The organism is Flavobacterium sp., from assembly GCF_047602195.1.
Taxonomy (GTDB): domain Bacteria; phylum Bacteroidota; class Bacteroidia; order Flavobacteriales; family Flavobacteriaceae; genus Flavobacterium.
Genome location: NZ_JASGHW010000003.1, coordinates 127,839 through 146,392, shown reverse-complemented (window position 1 = coordinate 146,392; position 18,554 = coordinate 127,839). Strand labels below are relative to the sequence as shown.

At 48.7% G+C, this 18,554-nt stretch carries 5 protein-coding genes; 1 reads left to right on the top strand and 4 read right to left on the bottom strand.

Annotation, left to right across the window (positions count from 1 at the left end):
- Positions 1-635: 635 nt before the first annotated feature.
- From QM717_RS04135 to QM717_RS04125, 3 genes are all read right to left on the bottom strand, one after another.
- Complete coding sequence (locus QM717_RS04135) at positions 636-1,061, bottom strand: hypothetical protein (protein WP_415035137.1); 426 nt, start codon at positions 1,059-1,061, stop codon at positions 636-638.
- Between the two features lie 123 nt (positions 1,062-1,184).
- Positions 1,185-5,945, bottom strand: coding sequence for a T9SS sorting signal type C domain-containing protein (locus tag QM717_RS04130; protein WP_415035135.1), 4,761 nt, complete (start codon positions 5,943-5,945; stop codon positions 1,185-1,187).
- A 199-nt stretch (positions 5,946-6,144) separates the two neighbouring features.
- Entirely contained in the window at positions 6,145-10,086 is a 3,942-nt protein-coding gene (locus QM717_RS04125) for a T9SS sorting signal type C domain-containing protein (RefSeq protein WP_415035133.1), read from the bottom strand.
- Between the two features lie 208 nt (positions 10,087-10,294).
- On the opposite strand from QM717_RS04125, the gene QM717_RS04120 reads away from it, so the two are divergent.
- Complete coding sequence (locus QM717_RS04120; protein ID WP_415035131.1) at positions 10,295-10,726, top strand: hypothetical protein; 432 nt, start codon at positions 10,295-10,297, stop codon at positions 10,724-10,726.
- A 223-nt stretch (positions 10,727-10,949) separates the two neighbouring features.
- On the opposite strand, the gene QM717_RS04115 is transcribed toward QM717_RS04120, so the two are convergent.
- Positions 10,950-18,515, bottom strand: a complete 7,566-nt coding sequence (locus QM717_RS04115; RefSeq protein WP_415035129.1) for a BNR-repeat neuraminidase N-terminal domain-containing protein — start codon at positions 18,513-18,515, stop codon at positions 10,950-10,952.
- Between the last annotated feature and the right edge of the window lie 39 nt (positions 18,516-18,554).

Here is an 18,554-nt window from a genome sequence, read left to right as displayed (position 1 = left end):
AAAAGGAGTAAGTAATTTTGAATTCATAACTTTTTTATTTTTTTGGTGGTATGTTGTGGTATTATATAGGTTGAAAAAGCGGTCTAAAATCGACTGGTCTTCAATTCTTAATGCAAATTTAATGGTGGAAATTTGGCATTGTGGCGCATAAATTTACATTAAAACTTTGTATCTCATAATTAATACTCTTAAAATGTGCATTTTGTCGATTAAAAGTAAATTTCATCGGTAAAATACATATTTTACCAAAGTTCTCCTTATCCGAAAAACGAATGGCAAAAGCGAGTTATGGTATGCAATCAATGAGTTACCCCACTCAAAATTAATAAATTTTTAATGCAAGCATAATGAAAGGTAATAAATTTATTAACAGTAAGTTGCAATTGGAAGAAATGCCAAACTCTTGTAAGAAATCGCATCACAAAAAGGAGCGCCTGGCCAAATAAAATAAAAATAAAAAAGCCCCCCGGGGACCAACCGGAAGGCTTTTTATCCTAATCTAACTAATATAAAATAAAAAAATTTATGCTATCGTGCTTTGGTAATTGGCGGCCTTCTTCAAAAACGCCTTGATCAACAAACGATTTGGAGCAATTCCGGCATTGATCATTTGCTTTTTGCTGCTCACGGCACCGTCATTTGAAATGGTCGCCTTTGGCGTTTGCTTTCGAACCCATGAACCATGAAACCATGTTCATATTTGAGTTAGACTCAGCCCCTACAGTTGCAACAGCCGCAGTAGTATCAGCCGCAACAGTGATTTCAAAATCAACAGAAACCGATGGAGTCGTTTCAACTGACTGAGCAGACATGCCTACACTTGACAAGAACAAAACGAATAAAGCAACGAGCATTACTTTAGAAGTAGCTTTTTGATTTGCAGTATTTGGAGTCAAGTTTTTCATGGTTTCAGCGTTGTTGTTTTTTGCTTTCTGATTACATGTCAAAACTATAGCATCCCCAACCGCCCATAAAATATTTTCGTTGAAGTCAACCAAAAGTCGTTGAAGCGCAAAAAAGCGGTATTTTTTTGCAGTTCGGCTAAAAAAAGTGCATTTCAAGGAGTAAAATTGGGCTCTTAATCGGTTAAATACACGACGAAAAACACCTCTTTCCACCCAATCACAACCAAAAAAGCCCGTAACACAAGGAAACGGGCTTTTTTTACTATAATAAAATAAGTGCTAGTTCACTATTTTGCGTGTCACTTCTTTACCGCCTTCCGAAACGATCTTCACAATCAACACCTGGTTGGCGGTCCCTGCAAACAATTTGGTCTCGGATGCACGTACTTTGTCTTTCGAGGTGATCAATCTGCCACGGATGTCAAATACTTTTACCTGATCCATTGTCACCCTTCCCGTATTGACCACAATCTCCTGTCCTGATTTGTAAACCACCACTTGGTTGGCATCCCATACCGGATTGTTCACGCCCAACATATTTTGGTAAACCAATTCGAAACGGCCATTAAAGCTGCCGGCCTCAGAAGCAAATGTATAATTGCCCAATCGCAGGTCATGGATTGACCCATCATTGTTGTCCTTCAGGAAGATGGGCTGCGACACATCGGCAAACAAACCGTCGGCATGATCGAGCCCGATTGTATATGTTCCAGCATCGATGGCCTTGAATCCCAACGGCACCACATCGGTATTGGCAAAAGGCAAGGCGCGTCCTTGGATGGCATATTCGTTTTCCCCGATCATCGAAGTCAACGCCAATTGGCTGTCGTTAAAATACAAACCATCGATTGTTGCATCCACGTCCTGGGTCGCCCCGGTCATGTACGAAACCATCGTCTGGCTGAAAATCCCCGATGCATTGGTCAGGTTGAGCCAAATGCGGTTGCGCTCGATCTGGTTCGTACGGAAGAACTGTCCGTTGGAATCCGTACGCATACTGTTGTTGAACGACAGCGTACCCGAAGTCGATCTGGCGATGAAACCTTGACCCGGCATAATCGTTCCGTCCGGGGTCAACAACATAGGGTCGCCACCTCCATTCGAAGAAGTACCGACTCCTCCCGCAGTCGTATAAGTTGCGTAAGAAGTAGTCTGGTCGTTGTTGGTTTTTCTCCAAAAGTAGAGCGCCTCAGTCAGGCTGTTTTCACTGATGAACAAATCAGCATCAATCGCCGAGGCGTATGGATTACCGACAGCATTATACGTATTGTTGGCCACCGCAATATCCACATCCCCATTATTCAATACGCCGCTGAACGTTCCGTTCCAGACAGTAGGTGTCGTCGGATGCGTATTCGGCATACGGATTAGGTAACCCGTTCCTTCTGCAAAACTGGTCGAAGAAGGCACGACGGTATTGTACAAATCAGTCGATGGATTGTAGATGTAGAAACGGTTCGTATTGGTCGCTGGCGAGAAACCCAACAGGTTTTGCCCTGCTACTGGTGATGACCATAAAATGTAATCGAGACGCATGAGCGGGTTGGTCGTTTTCTTGACCACCGCATTGATCGTATTGTCCACATCATTGACCTGGATCAGGTTGGCATTGTTCTCAACCGTAAGCACGGCCGTTCCCTGTCCATTGATTACATCCTCTACCGTAAGGCTCGAACCCGATTGCACCGTTAAGGTAGTTCCGGTTTCCATCGTCAAAGTATTGGCAAAAGCCGCAGCCGACACGATCGGTTGGTTGGTCACCGCCGAAATCGTCACATGGATGTCTGTTGTCGGTACCACACCACAAGACCAGTTGGCCGCATCGGTCCAAGAGGTGCTGTTGGCTCCGGTCCAAACCGAATTGATATTGGCAGTAATGGTCGCCGCCGCAGAATAGACTGCTGGACAAGTACCGCTGGCAATCACCGCACGATATGAAGTGGTTGCGGTAAGGTTCGAATAATTTTGTGTCGTTGTTGTATTATTAATAGGTGTACCTGCTGTTGCGAAATTGTCCAAAGAAGATTGCCAGCCTGTAATCGTACCGGTGTATCCAGACAAGGTCAAGCTGCCACCGTTGTTGCCATAGCAAACCGTCGCACTTCCGTTGACGCTGCCTCCAACGGCCACATTGTCCACATTGACTACCGCTACCGAAGAATTCGCCGATCCGCACACACCGCTGGTGACCACCGCACGGTAATAAGTCGTTGCCGCAAGGTTAACGTAGCTCAAGGTCGTAGAAGTGTTCGGAATATCGAGTACCCCAACGCTGAAATCGCTCACATCCGAAGATTGCCATTTGGTCACATTGCCCACATGGCCGCTCAACGTGAGGCTACCACCATTGGCTGCCGCACAAACAGTAGTGCTTCCAGAAACGGTTCCGCCCACAGAAGCCGGATCCACCATTACCGTCACTACCGACGAGGTCGCCGAAGTACAAACCCCACTGGTTACCACTGCACGATAGTAACGTGTCGCAGTCAAATTACCGATGGTCGCGCCAGACAACGTGTTGGCAGTTTGTCCTCCTATATTATTAAAGGTGTTGTTGTCGGTGGAAGATTGCCACTGGATGGTTCCGGTGCTTGTACCAATGGTGATGTTGGCCGGTTGTGAACCCGAACAGATCACCTGGTTTCCAGAAACTGCTCCCGCCACCGAAGTCGGATTCACCGTGACGGTCACCACTGCCGAATTCGCCGCAGCACAAACGCCGCTCGTTACTACCGCACGGTAATAACGCGTCGCAGTCAGGTTGCCCATCGCAGACCCTGGTAAAGTATTGCCCGTTTGTCCCCCTATATTATTAAAGGTGTTGTTGTCTGTTGAAGATTGCCATTGGATGCTTCCGGTGCTGCTACCGATAGTAAGGTCGGCCGGTTGCGAACCTGAACAGATGGTTTGGTTGGCCGAAACAGCACCCGCCGCCGAAGTCGCACTCACCGTTACGGTCACCACTGCCGAATTCGCCGCAGCACAAACGCCGCTCGTTACTACCGCACGGTAATAACGCGTAGCGGTCAAGTTGCCGATGGTCGCACCGGACAAAGTATTGGTCGTCTGGCCTCCTATATTATTAAAGGTGTTGTTATCGGTGGAAGATTGCCACTGAATGGTTCCTGTACTGGCTCCAATCGTAATGTTGGCCGGTTGCGAACCTGAACAGATGGCCTGGTTGGCCGAAACCGCCCCTGCTACCGAAGTCGGATTCACCGTGACGGTCACCACAGCCGAATTCGCTGCAGCACAAACGCCGCTGGTTACGACTGCACGATAGTAACGCGTCGCGGTCAGGTTGCCGATGGTTGCGCCGGACAAAGTATTGGTCGTTTGTCCTGCTATATTATTAAAGGTGTTGTTGTCTGTCGAAGATTGCCACTGGATGGTTCCCGTACTGGCTCCAATCGTAATGTTGGCCGGCTGTGATCCCGAACAGATGGTCTGGTTGGCCGAAACAGCCCCCGCCACCGAAGTCGGGTTGACCGTTACCGTAGTGGTTGCGGTCGTGGTACAGCCGTAGCTGTTGGTTGCCGTTACCGTATAAGAGGTTGTAACGGTTGGTGCAACATTGGTCGGATTTTGCACATTCGATGTAAATCCTGCCGGGGTTGAAGTCCATGTATAGGTTGGTGCGACCGGAGTGGTTCCGCTGATCGTTACGTTATCGATCGCCCAATACCAATCGTAAGTCGCATTGTATTCAAAACGAACATAGACGGTGGCTTGCCCCAAATAGCCGTTCAATGAAAAAGTGCCTAGTGCAAAGTTGTTGCGCGCTCCTTGGGTCGACTCATAGGTTTCGAGTGTATCCCAGTTGGTTCCATCTGTTGAAACACGTACCCTGGCGGTTTCGCCGTCGTTGTATCTGAAGTAGTGGTAGAAATTCAAAGAAGCCGAAGCCAAGCCAACCGTACTGAACGAAGGCGATTGCAAAATGGTTGCCGTAGTTGTGTTGTTGCCTTGCGCATCACTATTCGACAAATAAAATTGCGTCGCATCGTTACTGCTGATTGCTTGTGAGGGATTATAATTGTTCGGGCGTAAAGTCCATGCAGCATTGACCACCGTTCCACCGGTACTGTTGTTTACCTTGATCCAGTTGTTGGTCGCCGCGTTAAAATTCTGCGTCAAAATCGTCGTTGGTGTAGTCACATTGGAATTAGCCGAAGCAGTCAGGTTGACCGTTGAACCCGTACAGATTACATTGGCACTTGGTGTTGCCGTTACTGCTGACGGACTCGGATTGAATGTCAAACTGGCCGCACTGGTTCCATAACCATAATCGTTACTAACCTGAACAGTACCCGCCGTCGTTCCGGGAGCAATGGTCGCCGTGATGGAAGTCGCGCTGTTTACCGTAAAGGAAGATACCGCCGTTCCATTGATCGACACACCGGTGGCTCCGGTAAAATTGGTTCCTGTAATCGTAATATTGGTTCCCGTACAAACCGGACCCGCAGGCGTAAAGCTCGTCACCAATGGTGTCGGGTTACCCGTTAATACCGCATTGTCGATATACAACACTCGGCTGTTGCTGTTGGCATCATTGACTTTGTACAATTCGATGATGACTGCCGCCTGGTTGCTTAGTGATTCCGGAAATACAATACTACTTACCGTTCCATTGGTTGTGCCTGGCGTAAAAGTAGACACCAAGGTAACCCAGTTGACCCCGTTATCGGCCGAACCGCGGATCAAAAAAGTACCGATGGTTGTCGCATCTGCCCTACCGCAAAGCGAAAACACCATGTTTCCGTATCCGGTAGTATTGACATTGAAACGATAGTAATCGCCCGTATCCCAGTTTTCAGCCGAACGCAAACGCAAGTTCAAACAGGGGTTGGTGGTCGAGTATCCGGCATTGGTCACACCATTGGCCGTAAAGGTCGGGGTTCCTACCGCAGTTTCCGAAGTTACGTTGGTAGAATTTTCAAAATCAAAACGAAAAATTTGTGAAAATGAAGATTGTGAAAACAAAACAAAAGCGCAAACGAACATCACTTTTGTAAAAAAAGAAAGTAGAGTTTTTCTCATAGAGCAGGTCCTTTTAGATAAGTTTGATTGGAACTGCAGGCAAATCTAATCGCAATTGTCTGAGCATTAAGAATATTGTCGTTTAAATACACATATATCCGACAAATGAAACGAAACACCCATTCAGGCAGCGCGGATCAAATAAAAAAAGCCTTCCCGTTGTCCGGAAAGGCTTTGATTATAAAATATTGGGATAACTTTAGTTCATTACTTTTTTGGTCACTTCCTTGTTGTCGCTTGAAATGACTTTCACGAGCAATACCTGATTCGAAGTCCCGACGAACAATTTGGTTTCAATGCCATTGATGTTTTGTTTTTCGGCCAACAAACGACCGCGCAAATCATACACCTTAACCGCCGCCATATTCACATTTCCTGAATTGACGATCAAATCCTGACCTTGTTTGAAAACGACCACCTGGTTGGCATTCCAAACCGGATTGCTGAGGCCAAGCGTCGTATGGTAAACAATCTCAAAACGGCCGTTGAACACACCGGCTTCCGAAGCAAAAGTATAATTGCCCGCACGAAGATCGTGTTCGGTATTGTTCAGGTTGTCCTTGAGGATGATTTCCTGTGCAGGATTTTCAAACAATCCGTCCACGTGATCGAGACCGATGGTGTACGTTCCCGCAGTCAAGACTTTGAAGCCCATCGGGACGACATCGGCTGTGGTAAATGGCAATGCACGTCCTTGGACTGCATATTCTGTTGCGTCGATTAATGATGTCAATGCCACTTGGCTGTCGTTGAAATACAATCCGTCGATGGCTGCGTCAACACCTTGGGTCGCGCCAGTCATGTAAGACACCATCGTCTGGCTGAACACGCCTTCGGTATTGGTCAGGTTGACCCAAAGGCGGTTGCGTTCTACTTCGGCGGTTCTCAAGAATTGACCCGCATTGTTTCCGGTTCTCATTCCGTTGTTGAAAGACAAAGTTCCTGAAGTTGAACGCGCGATAAAGCCCTGCCCTACCTGAATGGTTCCGTTTGGCGTCAGGTTCAATGGATCGCCTGCATTGGCACTCGTTCCAGCCCCACCGGCCAAAGTATAGGTCGCATAAGAAGTCGTTGCGGCATTGTTGGTTTTTCTCCAGAAATACAAGGCTTCGGTCAGGCTGTTTCCGGTGATGAACGCATCTGCGCTGATGGTCGATGGATAAGGGTTACCCACCGCATTGTAGGTGTTGTTGGTCACCGTGATGTCCACATCACCATTGTTCATTTCACCTGTAAATTCCCCTCCCCAAACCGTCGGAGTAGTCGGATGGTTGTCCGGCATACGAATCAAATAACCCGTTCCTTCTGCAAAATCAGTAGTCGAAGGCGTAACCGAATTATACAAATCGGTTCCCGGATTGTAAACATAAAAACGAGTGGTTACCGTATTGGGTGAAAAATCCAACAGGTTTTGGTCGGCTACCGGTGAAGACCACAACGTATAGTCGAGACGCATCAACGAAGCACTGTTGCGCTGAACAATTGCCACACCACTGTTATCCACATCATTGACCTGGATGACATTCGCATCTACCTCAATGGTCATCGAAGCTGTCGCGTCGATTGAAATCGCATCGGTCACCGTCAAATCGTAACCGGTTTCTACAGTCAAGGCCGCACCTGCTGCCAAAGTCAGGCTGTTGATGGTGACATCACTCGAAATAACCGGGTTGTTGGTCACGTCTGTAATCGTAATATCCTGAGCAAAGCCCGGTACTGCATTACAGCTCCAGTTGCCCGCGGTGTTCCAATCGCTGTCGATTGCCCCGGTCCATGAATTCTGTTGAACCGTAAGCAATGCCACCGATGAATAAACCGGTGAACAAACGCCATTGGACAATTCCACTCTATAATAAGTATTCTGTGCGACATTGGTGTAATTGTAATTGTCAACGGTCACGGCAATATCTGTAACGTTGGCGCTGAAATCACTGGTTGTTGAAGACTGCCATTTCACGATGGTTCCGCTGTGGCCAGTCAAAGTAAGCGTACCCGAGTTTCCGCCCACGCAAACCGTAGCGCTTCCGCCCAAGGTTCCGCCTACCGGAGCCGCATCGATGGTTACCGAAGCACTGCCTGTCATGGCCAAAACCACATTACAGGTCCCATTTGAATTGTGTGCTTCTACCGTATAGTTTCCGGAAACGGTTTGATTCCCGAAATTCAACGCGCTGCCTGTTCCCGCCACTGGCGAACCTACATCTGAACCATTGCGTTTCAATTGATAGGTCATGATGCTTTGCGAACCGGACAATCCCACGGCAACACCCGAAGCTGTTGAGCAAGCGGTTCCGCCACCGGTAACGGTGAATAGTTGTGGATTGATACAGGTTACGTTTCCGTTTACAGTAATATTATCCAATCTAAGATCTCCAGTATTACTGCCTCCCCAACCATAAATTCTAAAGGTAACGGTTCCTGTCAAATTGCTGAATGGAATTCCTCCCAAAGTTACAGACTTATTAGCCGAACTGGTTCCAACAGAAAATGGTGCTGTCAAATCAGCCGCATAACCATCCACACTTGAACGTACAGTAGCATTTTGAGCCCCTGCCGCACTACGCAAATGATCAAAGGTAATTGAACTCAAATCCAGATATGATCCTGTTGCCGGAGTAATAGCCACTTGCACATAACGTGTTGCGCTAAAAGCTGTACCCCAACTTGTTCCTCCAACACTGTAAGAAGTACCACTATTATTGTTACAGGTTTCTCCGGTTACGCTTGCGTTGGTAAAACTAACATTAGAAACGACGCTGCTTGCCGCCAAAGCTCCTGCTGAACATGCCGTTCCTGTAAAAGTATAAACACCTAATGCCACTGGCGCAAGGTTAATTGTAATATTCCCACTCGTAGCCGGGGTCAATGCACCCGAAGCAACTGAAAGTGTATATGTTCCAATGGCGTCAAATTGCGCAGTGCTGAAACTAGCCACACCTGCCACTGCCGCTACAGTTAAAGTCCCTGAAAGTGTTCCTGGACCTGATGCTTTAGAAATGGTAACATTTCCTGTGTAATTGGTATCCACACTGTTGTCTGCTCTCCTGGCTTCTACAGTGAACGTACTGATTGCCGTGTTGATATTTCCACTTGGTGGTACGCCTACAAATTCTAAATGATTGGCAACCTGTAATGTTGTAAATGTAGTAAGCGCTCCATAAGTGTAAGTTGTACCATTATATACGTAAGCTTTGAATGAATAACCCGTTCCCGGAGTCAAACTAGACAACGGCAATGTATAAGCACCCGTTGCTACGCCAGCTACGGGAGTAGTTGTAACTCCTGTCCCGCCATTCAGGGGATCGGCATTGGTTGCTGTAAGGGAATAGACAAATCCTTTTTGTGTTGTGGATGGACAAACCCCCAAGGCCGTCACGTTTCCGTTCAATGTGGCAATGGTGTTGTTGATTGCGCTGGCCGCAGCGGAAGAAACTGTTTGTGTAACAGGCGTAGTCCCCGTTCCAGTCAATCCACTTGTAGGAGAATTACTGCCACCTGTTGTGCTACTGACGGTAATAGTCGCCGATTTCGCTCCGGCACTTGACGGCGTAAAAGTTACATTATAAGTTACCGTTCCGCCTGAAGCTGCAACCGAAGTATTAGAAAGGCCACTCACCACAAATTGCGGATCATTAGAAATAACCGTCAATCCGTCTGCTTGTGCAGCACCCGAATTCGTAATCGTATATTGTACCGGAGTTGCCGAAACTGTCGGACAAACAGTACCGTGGTCAGTAGGTGTTCCAGTAATCGCCAATAACGGTGTTGCCGGAGCATTGATGGTAAACGTTTGTGTATTTGAAGCAGACGGCGCACCCGTATTGGTCACGCCTACGTTGGCAGTTCCCGGTGAAGCAATATCCGTGTTGGGAATGGTAGCTGTTAATTGTGTCGCATTTACAAATGTTGTTGAACGGTTCGATCCATTCCAAGTGACCGTTGAAGTCCCTGAAATAAAATTGGTTCCGTTTACAGTTAATGCAAATCCTGCTCCTCCTGCCGTAGCTGAAGATGGAGAAATGGAAGTTGTGGTTGGCGTTGGCACTGCAGCAGCAGCGGTTACTGTAATCGTTGAGCCGTTCAGCCATCTCACTGTTGTACCTGCTGCACCAGTTCCTGATGGAATTAAATAAAGTACCAAAGATGTTCCTGCCGCAACATTAACCGTCCCTGTAAAAGTATTTGAAGCAGTATTTGTTCCAGCAGAGCCGAATGTAGTTACTGCCCCGCCATTATTACTATATTGAACCGTAAATGTCCCACTTCCGGAGCTTAAAGTAGTATCCCACTTAACCGCATTAAGCGAAAAAGTATGCGTAGCATCGGCTGTAATGGTTACACTGTAAAATTTGTTTGCCGTAAATGAAGCCGCAGCGCTGGCGGTATTAAAACCGCTTCCGCTTAAACCGTTGTTAGCACTTCCACAGCTTACACCTGAGCCTCTCGACCAGTTGGAAAAAGTAACACCAGTTGGTGGTGTTGTCCAAGTTGCTGTTGGAGTCGCCGGACAAGTAATAGTAGCTCCCCCACCAACAGTAACAACCGTTTGTCCTGTCATCTCGGAAACATTGCATACCAATGCCAGCACTAAAAGAAATGACGCTTTTGTAAAATTGCTCTTTGGTCCAAGCAACATTTTAAGTAGTAGTTTTTTCATAAGTGGTATTGTATTTAGTCAGATTCTTGCGGTTTGGGATTCTGATTCAAACAGCGCAAGCAAACAAAATTACATAAAATCTACTCTTTTAAAAGCACTTAACGAATTATTGCGAATTTTTTAATAATAGCTTTAAACTGTCAAGAAAAAAAGAAAAACTGCAGTATTTGTTATTCATTTTCCAATAAAAAACCTTTCGAAACAATTTTACTGCAACCTCAGCAATGGACGAATGATTTGATTTTAAACCACTTAAGAAAGGCATTCCTTACACCAAATCGCAAATCGCCCCAAAGCAAAAAGCCCCTCCGTTTCCGGAAGGGCTTTTCTATTGATTATTCCAATGGTTATCGCTTGATCACGCGAAGCGTCTTGACCACATTATCCTGGCTTACAATCACATTGTAAACACCCGATGGATAATTGGCTCCAATTTTCTCGACGCTCAAATCTTCGAGTTTAACCTCTCTCGATTCGATCAGTTTGCCGAGCATATCGTAAACCTGCAACTGTACATTGCCTTTGGCAGAAGTCGTCACGTCAACCCCAAAGTCGGCCGTGAATGGGTTTGGATAAGCTTGTGCCTTGAACAAATCGCTTGAAGTTTGGGCAGCACCCGTAGCGATTCCTTTGGCCGTTCCGCCTGGAGCAGTAATCTCACAAGCATCCCCGAAAGGCGACCAAGTACCGGTCGTCATCACAGCCACACGGACGGTATACAAAGCACCCGCCGTGAAAGCAGTAGACGGAACCGCGTTGAAGATGAAGTAGTTGGTACTTCTGTCGATTGTCGCGCTCGCGTTATCAGACTGTCTCGTGATCTGGAAACGGTATTGGGTCGCTCCAGAAATACTTGGCACAGAAATCGTCTGGGTTCCTGAAGTAGCCACCCCACCACAGTTGGTCAATGAAGGTACAGCCGGCGACATGATTTCGCAAGGCGCGCCATAACCACCATAAGTTCCTGTAGTCTTGACTGCCACCTCGATACGGTAAGTCGTTCCGTAGTTGTAACGGGTCAGCATTTGCAGGCTGAACCAGTTTTGAACACGGTCGATGGTCTGCACCTGATTCGGGCCAGAAACATCGGTCAAGTTGGTGATGCGGAAACGGTATCCGGTAACACCCGCAATACTGGTAGTCGCAATAAGCGTATTGATCTTAGGCAAGGTCAATCCGCATTGTGATGGAGAAACCGAAGCGGCTCCGCCTTCTTCCAAGATCGCCGGAGTCGACACGAAACATGGTGTTCCCCAGCTTGCCTGCCAGATGCCTGCGCGCTGCAATTGGATCTCTACGGTATAAGTCGTCGCATAAGCATACGATGGGAATTGCGGCATGGTGAAGTGCGGTACATTTTTCTCGATGACCTGTACTTGCGCACCGTTGGTCACACGGATTCTGTATCCGGTGATTGGGTGTCCGCCTACGGTCTGGATTCCGATCAAGGATCCGATCGAAGTCAGCGTAACGCCGCAAGACGAAGACAACAAGGTCGTGGTTACTGTTCCGGTTTCGTCGATCGCGTTGTCGCAGTCGTCGTCTACGCCGTTGTAAGGAATTTCAACTGCATTCGGGTGGATCGCAGCCACCGAATCGTTGCAGTCAATGGCGGTAAGCGAGGCCACAAATCCAGCAGGAACCGTCGCGCCGTAGCATACCGTTTGTGAAGCACCCGAAGTGTATCCGTCGCTATCTGCATCTACATAAAGCGTAGCACTTTGGTAAACCGAATTGTCGCTGTCGTTGCAATCGGTGTTGTTCAACGAGTAACCGGTTGGTGGCGTAGTGGCATTGGCTGCACAAACGCTCACGAGGCTTCCCGCGCCATAGGTATCGTTATCCGCATCCACATAGAATGGGAACGATTGGTGCAAGGCGTTGTTGGTATCGTCGCAATCTTCACCGTTTGAAGTCGCAGTATAACCTACCGGAATGGTTGCTCCATAACAAACCGACTGTTGGGCTCCCACGGTATATCCGTCGCCATCGGCATCTACGTACAGCATGGCGCTTTGGTAAATGGCGATGTTGTTGTCGTTGCAATCTTCACCGTTTGATGTCACGGAATAACCTGTTGGCGTAGTCGCGCCGTAGCAAACCGTTTGCTGGGCACCTACGGTATAACCATCACCATCGGCATCCACATAGAACAAGCCGTTTTGGTAAATCGCTACGTTGTTGTCGTTGCAATCGGTATTGTTCAACGAATAACCTACCGGTGGTGTGTTGGCATCGACCGCGCAAACCTGAACAAGGCTTCCTGTTCCGTAAGTGTCGTGATCGGCATCCACATAGAATGGGAACGTTTGGTGGATGGTGTTGTTGTTGTCGTCGCAATCGGTGTTGTTCAACACATAACCTGCCGGTGCAATACCGGTACAAACCACTTGTGAAACTGCTGGGTTACCAAAAGTATCCCCATCAGCATCGGCATAGTATGTCACGTTGGTATTGATCGTGAACGTAGTGGCTGTACGACAGTTCGGATTCAAAGAACAAGCTGCATAATAAGTCGTGGTTCCTGCGGTATTGGTATCAGCCAATCCTGAGTTGGCCACACCTACCGGGTTGAATGAAGCTCCCGATCCAATTGGTGATCCACCACTGGCTGCGGTATACCAATCGATGGTACCAGTACCCGGCAACATGATTTGTGCTCCGGCCGGTGGCGTGATGGTCCATCCGAATGAACCGATGTAAGTTCCCGAAGAAGAACCATAATTGGTTGAAATCAAAGTATAAGTAACGCCTTGGGTAAGGGTTGCCGTCATGATTGGCTCATTCGAACCACCATCGTCATCCCCTTTGATCCAAGTACCGCCGCCAGAACAGTTGCCTGGAACGAATGCGCCGGTCACGATATAACCCATACCATCAAACGAGGAACTGTTGTTCATGGTGAACGTATAGTTTCCGGTAGCCGAAACTTGGAAGTTCGTCGCTACATAGTTTCTCGTGATCGTAGTATCGAATGAGCAAGTCGTGGTATTCGAAATCGAAGTGGTCGGTCTGAGCGCAATTGGCGTCGCTGCCCAGGTTCCCGAAATTGTCGTTCCCGAATTTATAAATCCATTGCAAGATCCAGAAGCGGTCAAGTTGCCCGTTCCGCCTTGGCAAATCGTCACACCAGTAGTTGCCGGTGGCGCAGGATTTACAGTCAAGGCTACTGCATTCGAAGTCACCGAACAAGGAGCCGCAGTGCTGACCACCACATCATAGTTGCCCGCATTGGCTTCTACCGGATTGGTAATGGTCAATGTGGCTGTATCTGCACCGCTGAATGGCGCAGTGTTCGACAAGTTCACCCCGTTTCTTCTCCATTGGTAAGTCGCAGCGCCTGTAGCAGCAACACTGATTGTTGCCACGCCAACGCCTGAGCATTGTGCGGCTGGTGCCGCCGGCTGTGTAGTGATTACAGGCAATGGATTTACATTCACCGTGATCGAAGCTGTAGCGGTTTGCAAACAAGCGTCGGTTACAGTCAAATCGTAAGTGGTCGTAGTAGCAGGCGTTACCGCGAAAGAAGCAGCCGTGCTGACTTCCGTGGCGCCCACTTTCCATGAATAGACATATCCGCTACCGCCAGTCAATACGGTCGTAGCCAAGGTAACCGAAGTACCTTCGCAAACCGGTGTGTTTGGCGTAGCCGATGACGAAATCGTCAAGGCGCTTCCGATTTGAAGTACGGCAGCCGTACGTCCTGATGGACAAGCGCCGTTGATTACTTCGGCATAATACGTATGCGATCCCGGGGTATTGCTGTCTGGCACTGCCGGATCAACACCGATTGGATTGAATGGTGAACCAGTTCCCACTTGCGTTCCTCCTGTAGAAGCAGTAAACCAACGCACATTGGCAGGATCTGGATACGTATAATTTACCGTTACCGAGGCTACTGCTGTTCCTGTTGGGAAAGTAGCATCGGCACCCGAAGTGACATCGTTGGTATCATCCCAGTACAGCAAGTTCACGGTACCGCCGGCTGGAGTCGCCGTGATGCCTGTAGTAGCCGTACGGGTATAATTGAAAGTACCGGCCGAGTTGGCAGATCCTGTTCCTGATGCCGCAGCATTGACCAAAGCACCGCTGAGTCCGAGTTTGATGTCGGATCTCCACGAACCGCCGTTGGCCGTAAGGTTGTTGTAAGCAATGGTTACCCCTGTCACAGTAGCTCCCGCAGGCAAGGCATTCATCGTCGCGCTGGCCACGATATTTCCTGGTGCCGACTGGGTTTCGACCGGCTGTCCCGCCACATCAAAATTGATGACTTGGCTACCAGTTGTCGTAGGTGCACCCACTGCAGTACTGGTCAATCCTTGTCCTGAAGGAATCGTACCACCCAAGCACATGCTGTAACCTGTAGTAGTCGGTGCCACCGGTGTAGCAGTTACAGCTACCACCACTGATGAAACCACCGAAGTACATCCGTTGGAAGTCACGGTCAAATTATAAGTACCTGCATTGGCCGCAGTCACGTTGGCAATCGATGGATTCTGGTCGGTCGAGGCAAAACTGTTCGGACCGGTCCATGAGAAACCTGTTCCGAAGTTTGTGCCGCCCGTCAGGTTCAAGGTATTGCCTGAACAAACCGGTGAGTTGCTGCCCGCAGTCGCACTTGGTGTTGGGAAAGCACTAACAGTTCCCGATGGAGCCGTTACGGTTGGCGTACCGCCTCCGGCAGAAAGCGCTACTGCAGTAAATTCGGCATCGAGTGCAGGACCTGTAACGGTTCCGGCCAAGTTGTACACCAACCAGAAATAGTTGGTTCCTTCCGAAAGCGTCACCGTTCCTGAAGGCGTTACCACAATGTTTGAAGTGGTCAGTCCGGTTGTGGCCGCGATGATTGGCGTTGCCGTACTGAACGTTGCGCTGGTTCCTGTATAATAGATGCGGTATGTCGCTACATCCGAAAGGTTGCTCGTTCCGTTTCCGTTGATGGTAAGGCTGGTCAAGGTCAGTGGAGATACCGCATTGGTCGTTACCACTTCCATTCGCAATACCGGTACATTCGTAGCCGAAGTACAGACCGAACCGGTCAACTGGGCTGACGTACTCGAAGTGTAAACCATTACCGGCGCAGAAGTAAAGTTGCCTGCATCGGCACCGATATCTACCGGTGTCAAGCCAGAACGCGTTTGTCCGTCGAAATCATCGGTAACCGCAGCGATTGAAGCTCCGGCTCCTTCTGCAGGAGTCGTAATCGAAGGATTGATGTGCAAATCTGGAGTCGCTGGATTCACAAACTGCGGATCGGAATTGAAACTCAGTGCATCCTGCCCGACATTGGTTTTCCAGTTCGCAAAACTCGTCACATCGAGTGAATTGAAGAACCCGAAAACACTTCCGGTTCCGGTTCCGAAATAGACGTTGTTGTTGATGGTCAATCCCGATGGGTTGGCCGTCGTTCCGCCCACGCGTACGATGTAGTTCTTACCTGTAGCGCCGCTGTTCGAACGGTTGTTGACAAAAATATTGTTGCGGAATGCTCTTGTACTTGAAGTGACTGTACTTTGGAACGCATATGAGTTTCCGGTACCGGCCGTTGGCGATCCACCGATGTAGACACTGTTGTGGTAGAAGTTGTCGGTTCCTGAAGTTTCGACAATTCCGTTGACCTGAACCGCATTGGCTACGCCTGTACCCAAAGCAATCATGTTGTTTTTGTAGGTCGTCGTTCCACCTGCCACACGGATACCGCTGACTTCAGCCGTCGCGCTGGTTGAAGCAGCCGAAAGGCTATGGATAAAGTTTCTTTCTACGGTGTTCGTCAAACCCACGACATACATCCCCAAAACCACGCTGGCTGCGGAAGCATTGGTATTCGACAAATTGGATACCGTACTTTGTGAAATGGTACTGTTCTGTGTATTGGTCACCCCGATACCGATCATCGAAGCGCCCGATGTGGTTCCCGTACCAATATTGGTCGTCAGGTTTCTGACCGTGTTCGAAGTTGCCGACATCGGCGCATTGAGTGTACTCAAACCTACGAGCTGCGAAGAAGTACTTGTTGCCGACAATTGGATTGAATTGGCAACGGTTCCACCGATCGTATTCGAATTGGCCGTCCAGGCAACAGAAGACAAGGTATTGGCCCTCAACGGACACAAAATTGTCGTTCCAGACCCTGTGTTGGTCGCCGAAATACCGCCAATGATGTTGTTGTTGGAAGTCCAGATGTTCGAGCTGAAATTGTAGATGCCGTACACGTCGGTTGAACTGGTCGTGTTGGTCGAATAGACCAGCGAACCGGTCGCCGATTGGCTTCCGATGGTATTGCCGTTGGTAACGCCTACTCCTTCCTGGAAAAACAACGCCGCGAAAGGTGTACTCGATGTCGTCCCTGATCCCGTTACACCCGTCACACTGATTCCCGCAATGGTGTTGTTCGAAATCGTGGTTACATCTGATGAACTGCTAGAGATTCCATTGAAATGGATCCCGATGAAACGCGCACCGCTTCCTGCACCCGTCAACGTATAAGTTCCCGTTTGTGTATCCGATGCAAATCCGATGGTGTTGCCCGTAATGGTAAATCCTTGGGCGCCTTGCGTTGCCGTGGTAGGTGTAATCCAGATCGGCGTGTGCTGCGAACCTGTTGTCCAGGTGCGCGATGCCGTTTGGTAAAATTTGTTGTTCGTAATCGACCAACCATTACAACCACCCGCGGTATGGATCCCGGCGCTGCTTACTGCCGCCCCGAAGAAATCGTAGATATTGTTGTTGTTGATGATAATCCCACTGTTTCCGATGGCCTTGGTCGTAGTCGAACCGTTGCCATAAATCGCTTTCGAAGGCAAGTTGGCACCTGCTGGTCCGATGTTGCAATTCGAAATCGTGTTGTTGTCGTTTCCGTTGGCCGTTGTACCATCGGTACTGAAGAAAATCGTTCCGCCATTGGTACCCACCGCCATTGACGATGAACCCAGAATGGTACAGTTGGTAACGGTGTTGCTGGTTGCCCCTCCGATGAATTTAATCGTCGAAGTACCCGACGTGGCCGAGTTGCTCGTGTTGGAAATCGTCAGCGAGTTGCCGCCGGTATTCAAACCGTTGATCGTTACGTTGTCGGCTCCGTTGAAAAGGATCATTTCGGTCGCCATGCTCCCGGTTACCGTTCTTGCACCTGTCGGCGTGATGGTCATTACCGTGTATGAAGCCGATCCTGCACCACTCGCATTCAGCGAAGCAATCGCCGTCTCTGTCGTATTGCCCGAAATTTCAATGTTAATCGAACCGGTATGCGTTCCTGCATTGACAGCATCGAACGCTCCTTTCAAAGTAGTATACGACGCAATCGCCGTTCCGCCCGTCGAAGTCACAAAAACCGGATTGGTTCCCGTTACGGTAAATGTCGCCTTGTAGTTGGCGCTTCCGTTGCTTGAGAAATGCGTTCCGCTTCCGCAGCCCGTGTAGGTCGATTCGGAATACACCTCGAGCGTATAACTGCCCGGCGCAAGCGAAGCAATCAGGTTGGTTGCCCCTGATGTCCCCTGCCAAATCTGGTCTCCTGGATTGGCCATGTTCGAATCGAAAGGCAAAGCGATCGAAACAAAGGAACCTGGCGTGTTTCCTGTTTTGTAGACCCTGTAATAGAAAGTACTGCCTGTGATGTCACAGCCACCATTCTTGTAAGTCTTGTTCTGACCTCCTTTGACAACCAAGGTATTGGTTCCAAAGGCAAAGGAGCCCAGATTGCTTCCCTGAAAATCAGGGTTGCCTGTAGTGGCCTGCATGTCATAATAGGCATTGGCGCCGCCATTGATGCTTAGAATGGCATAACTTTCAAAGATACCGCTCGATTGTGCATGGACCAGACCGGTCAAAAACACCATCAGCAGCGGCAACAGTAACCCGACCTTTTTGGGGACAAGATTACAACCAGCAAAATTGAGTATAACTCGCTGCATAAATTAAAAGAATTAATGATTAATAATGAAATTGAGACT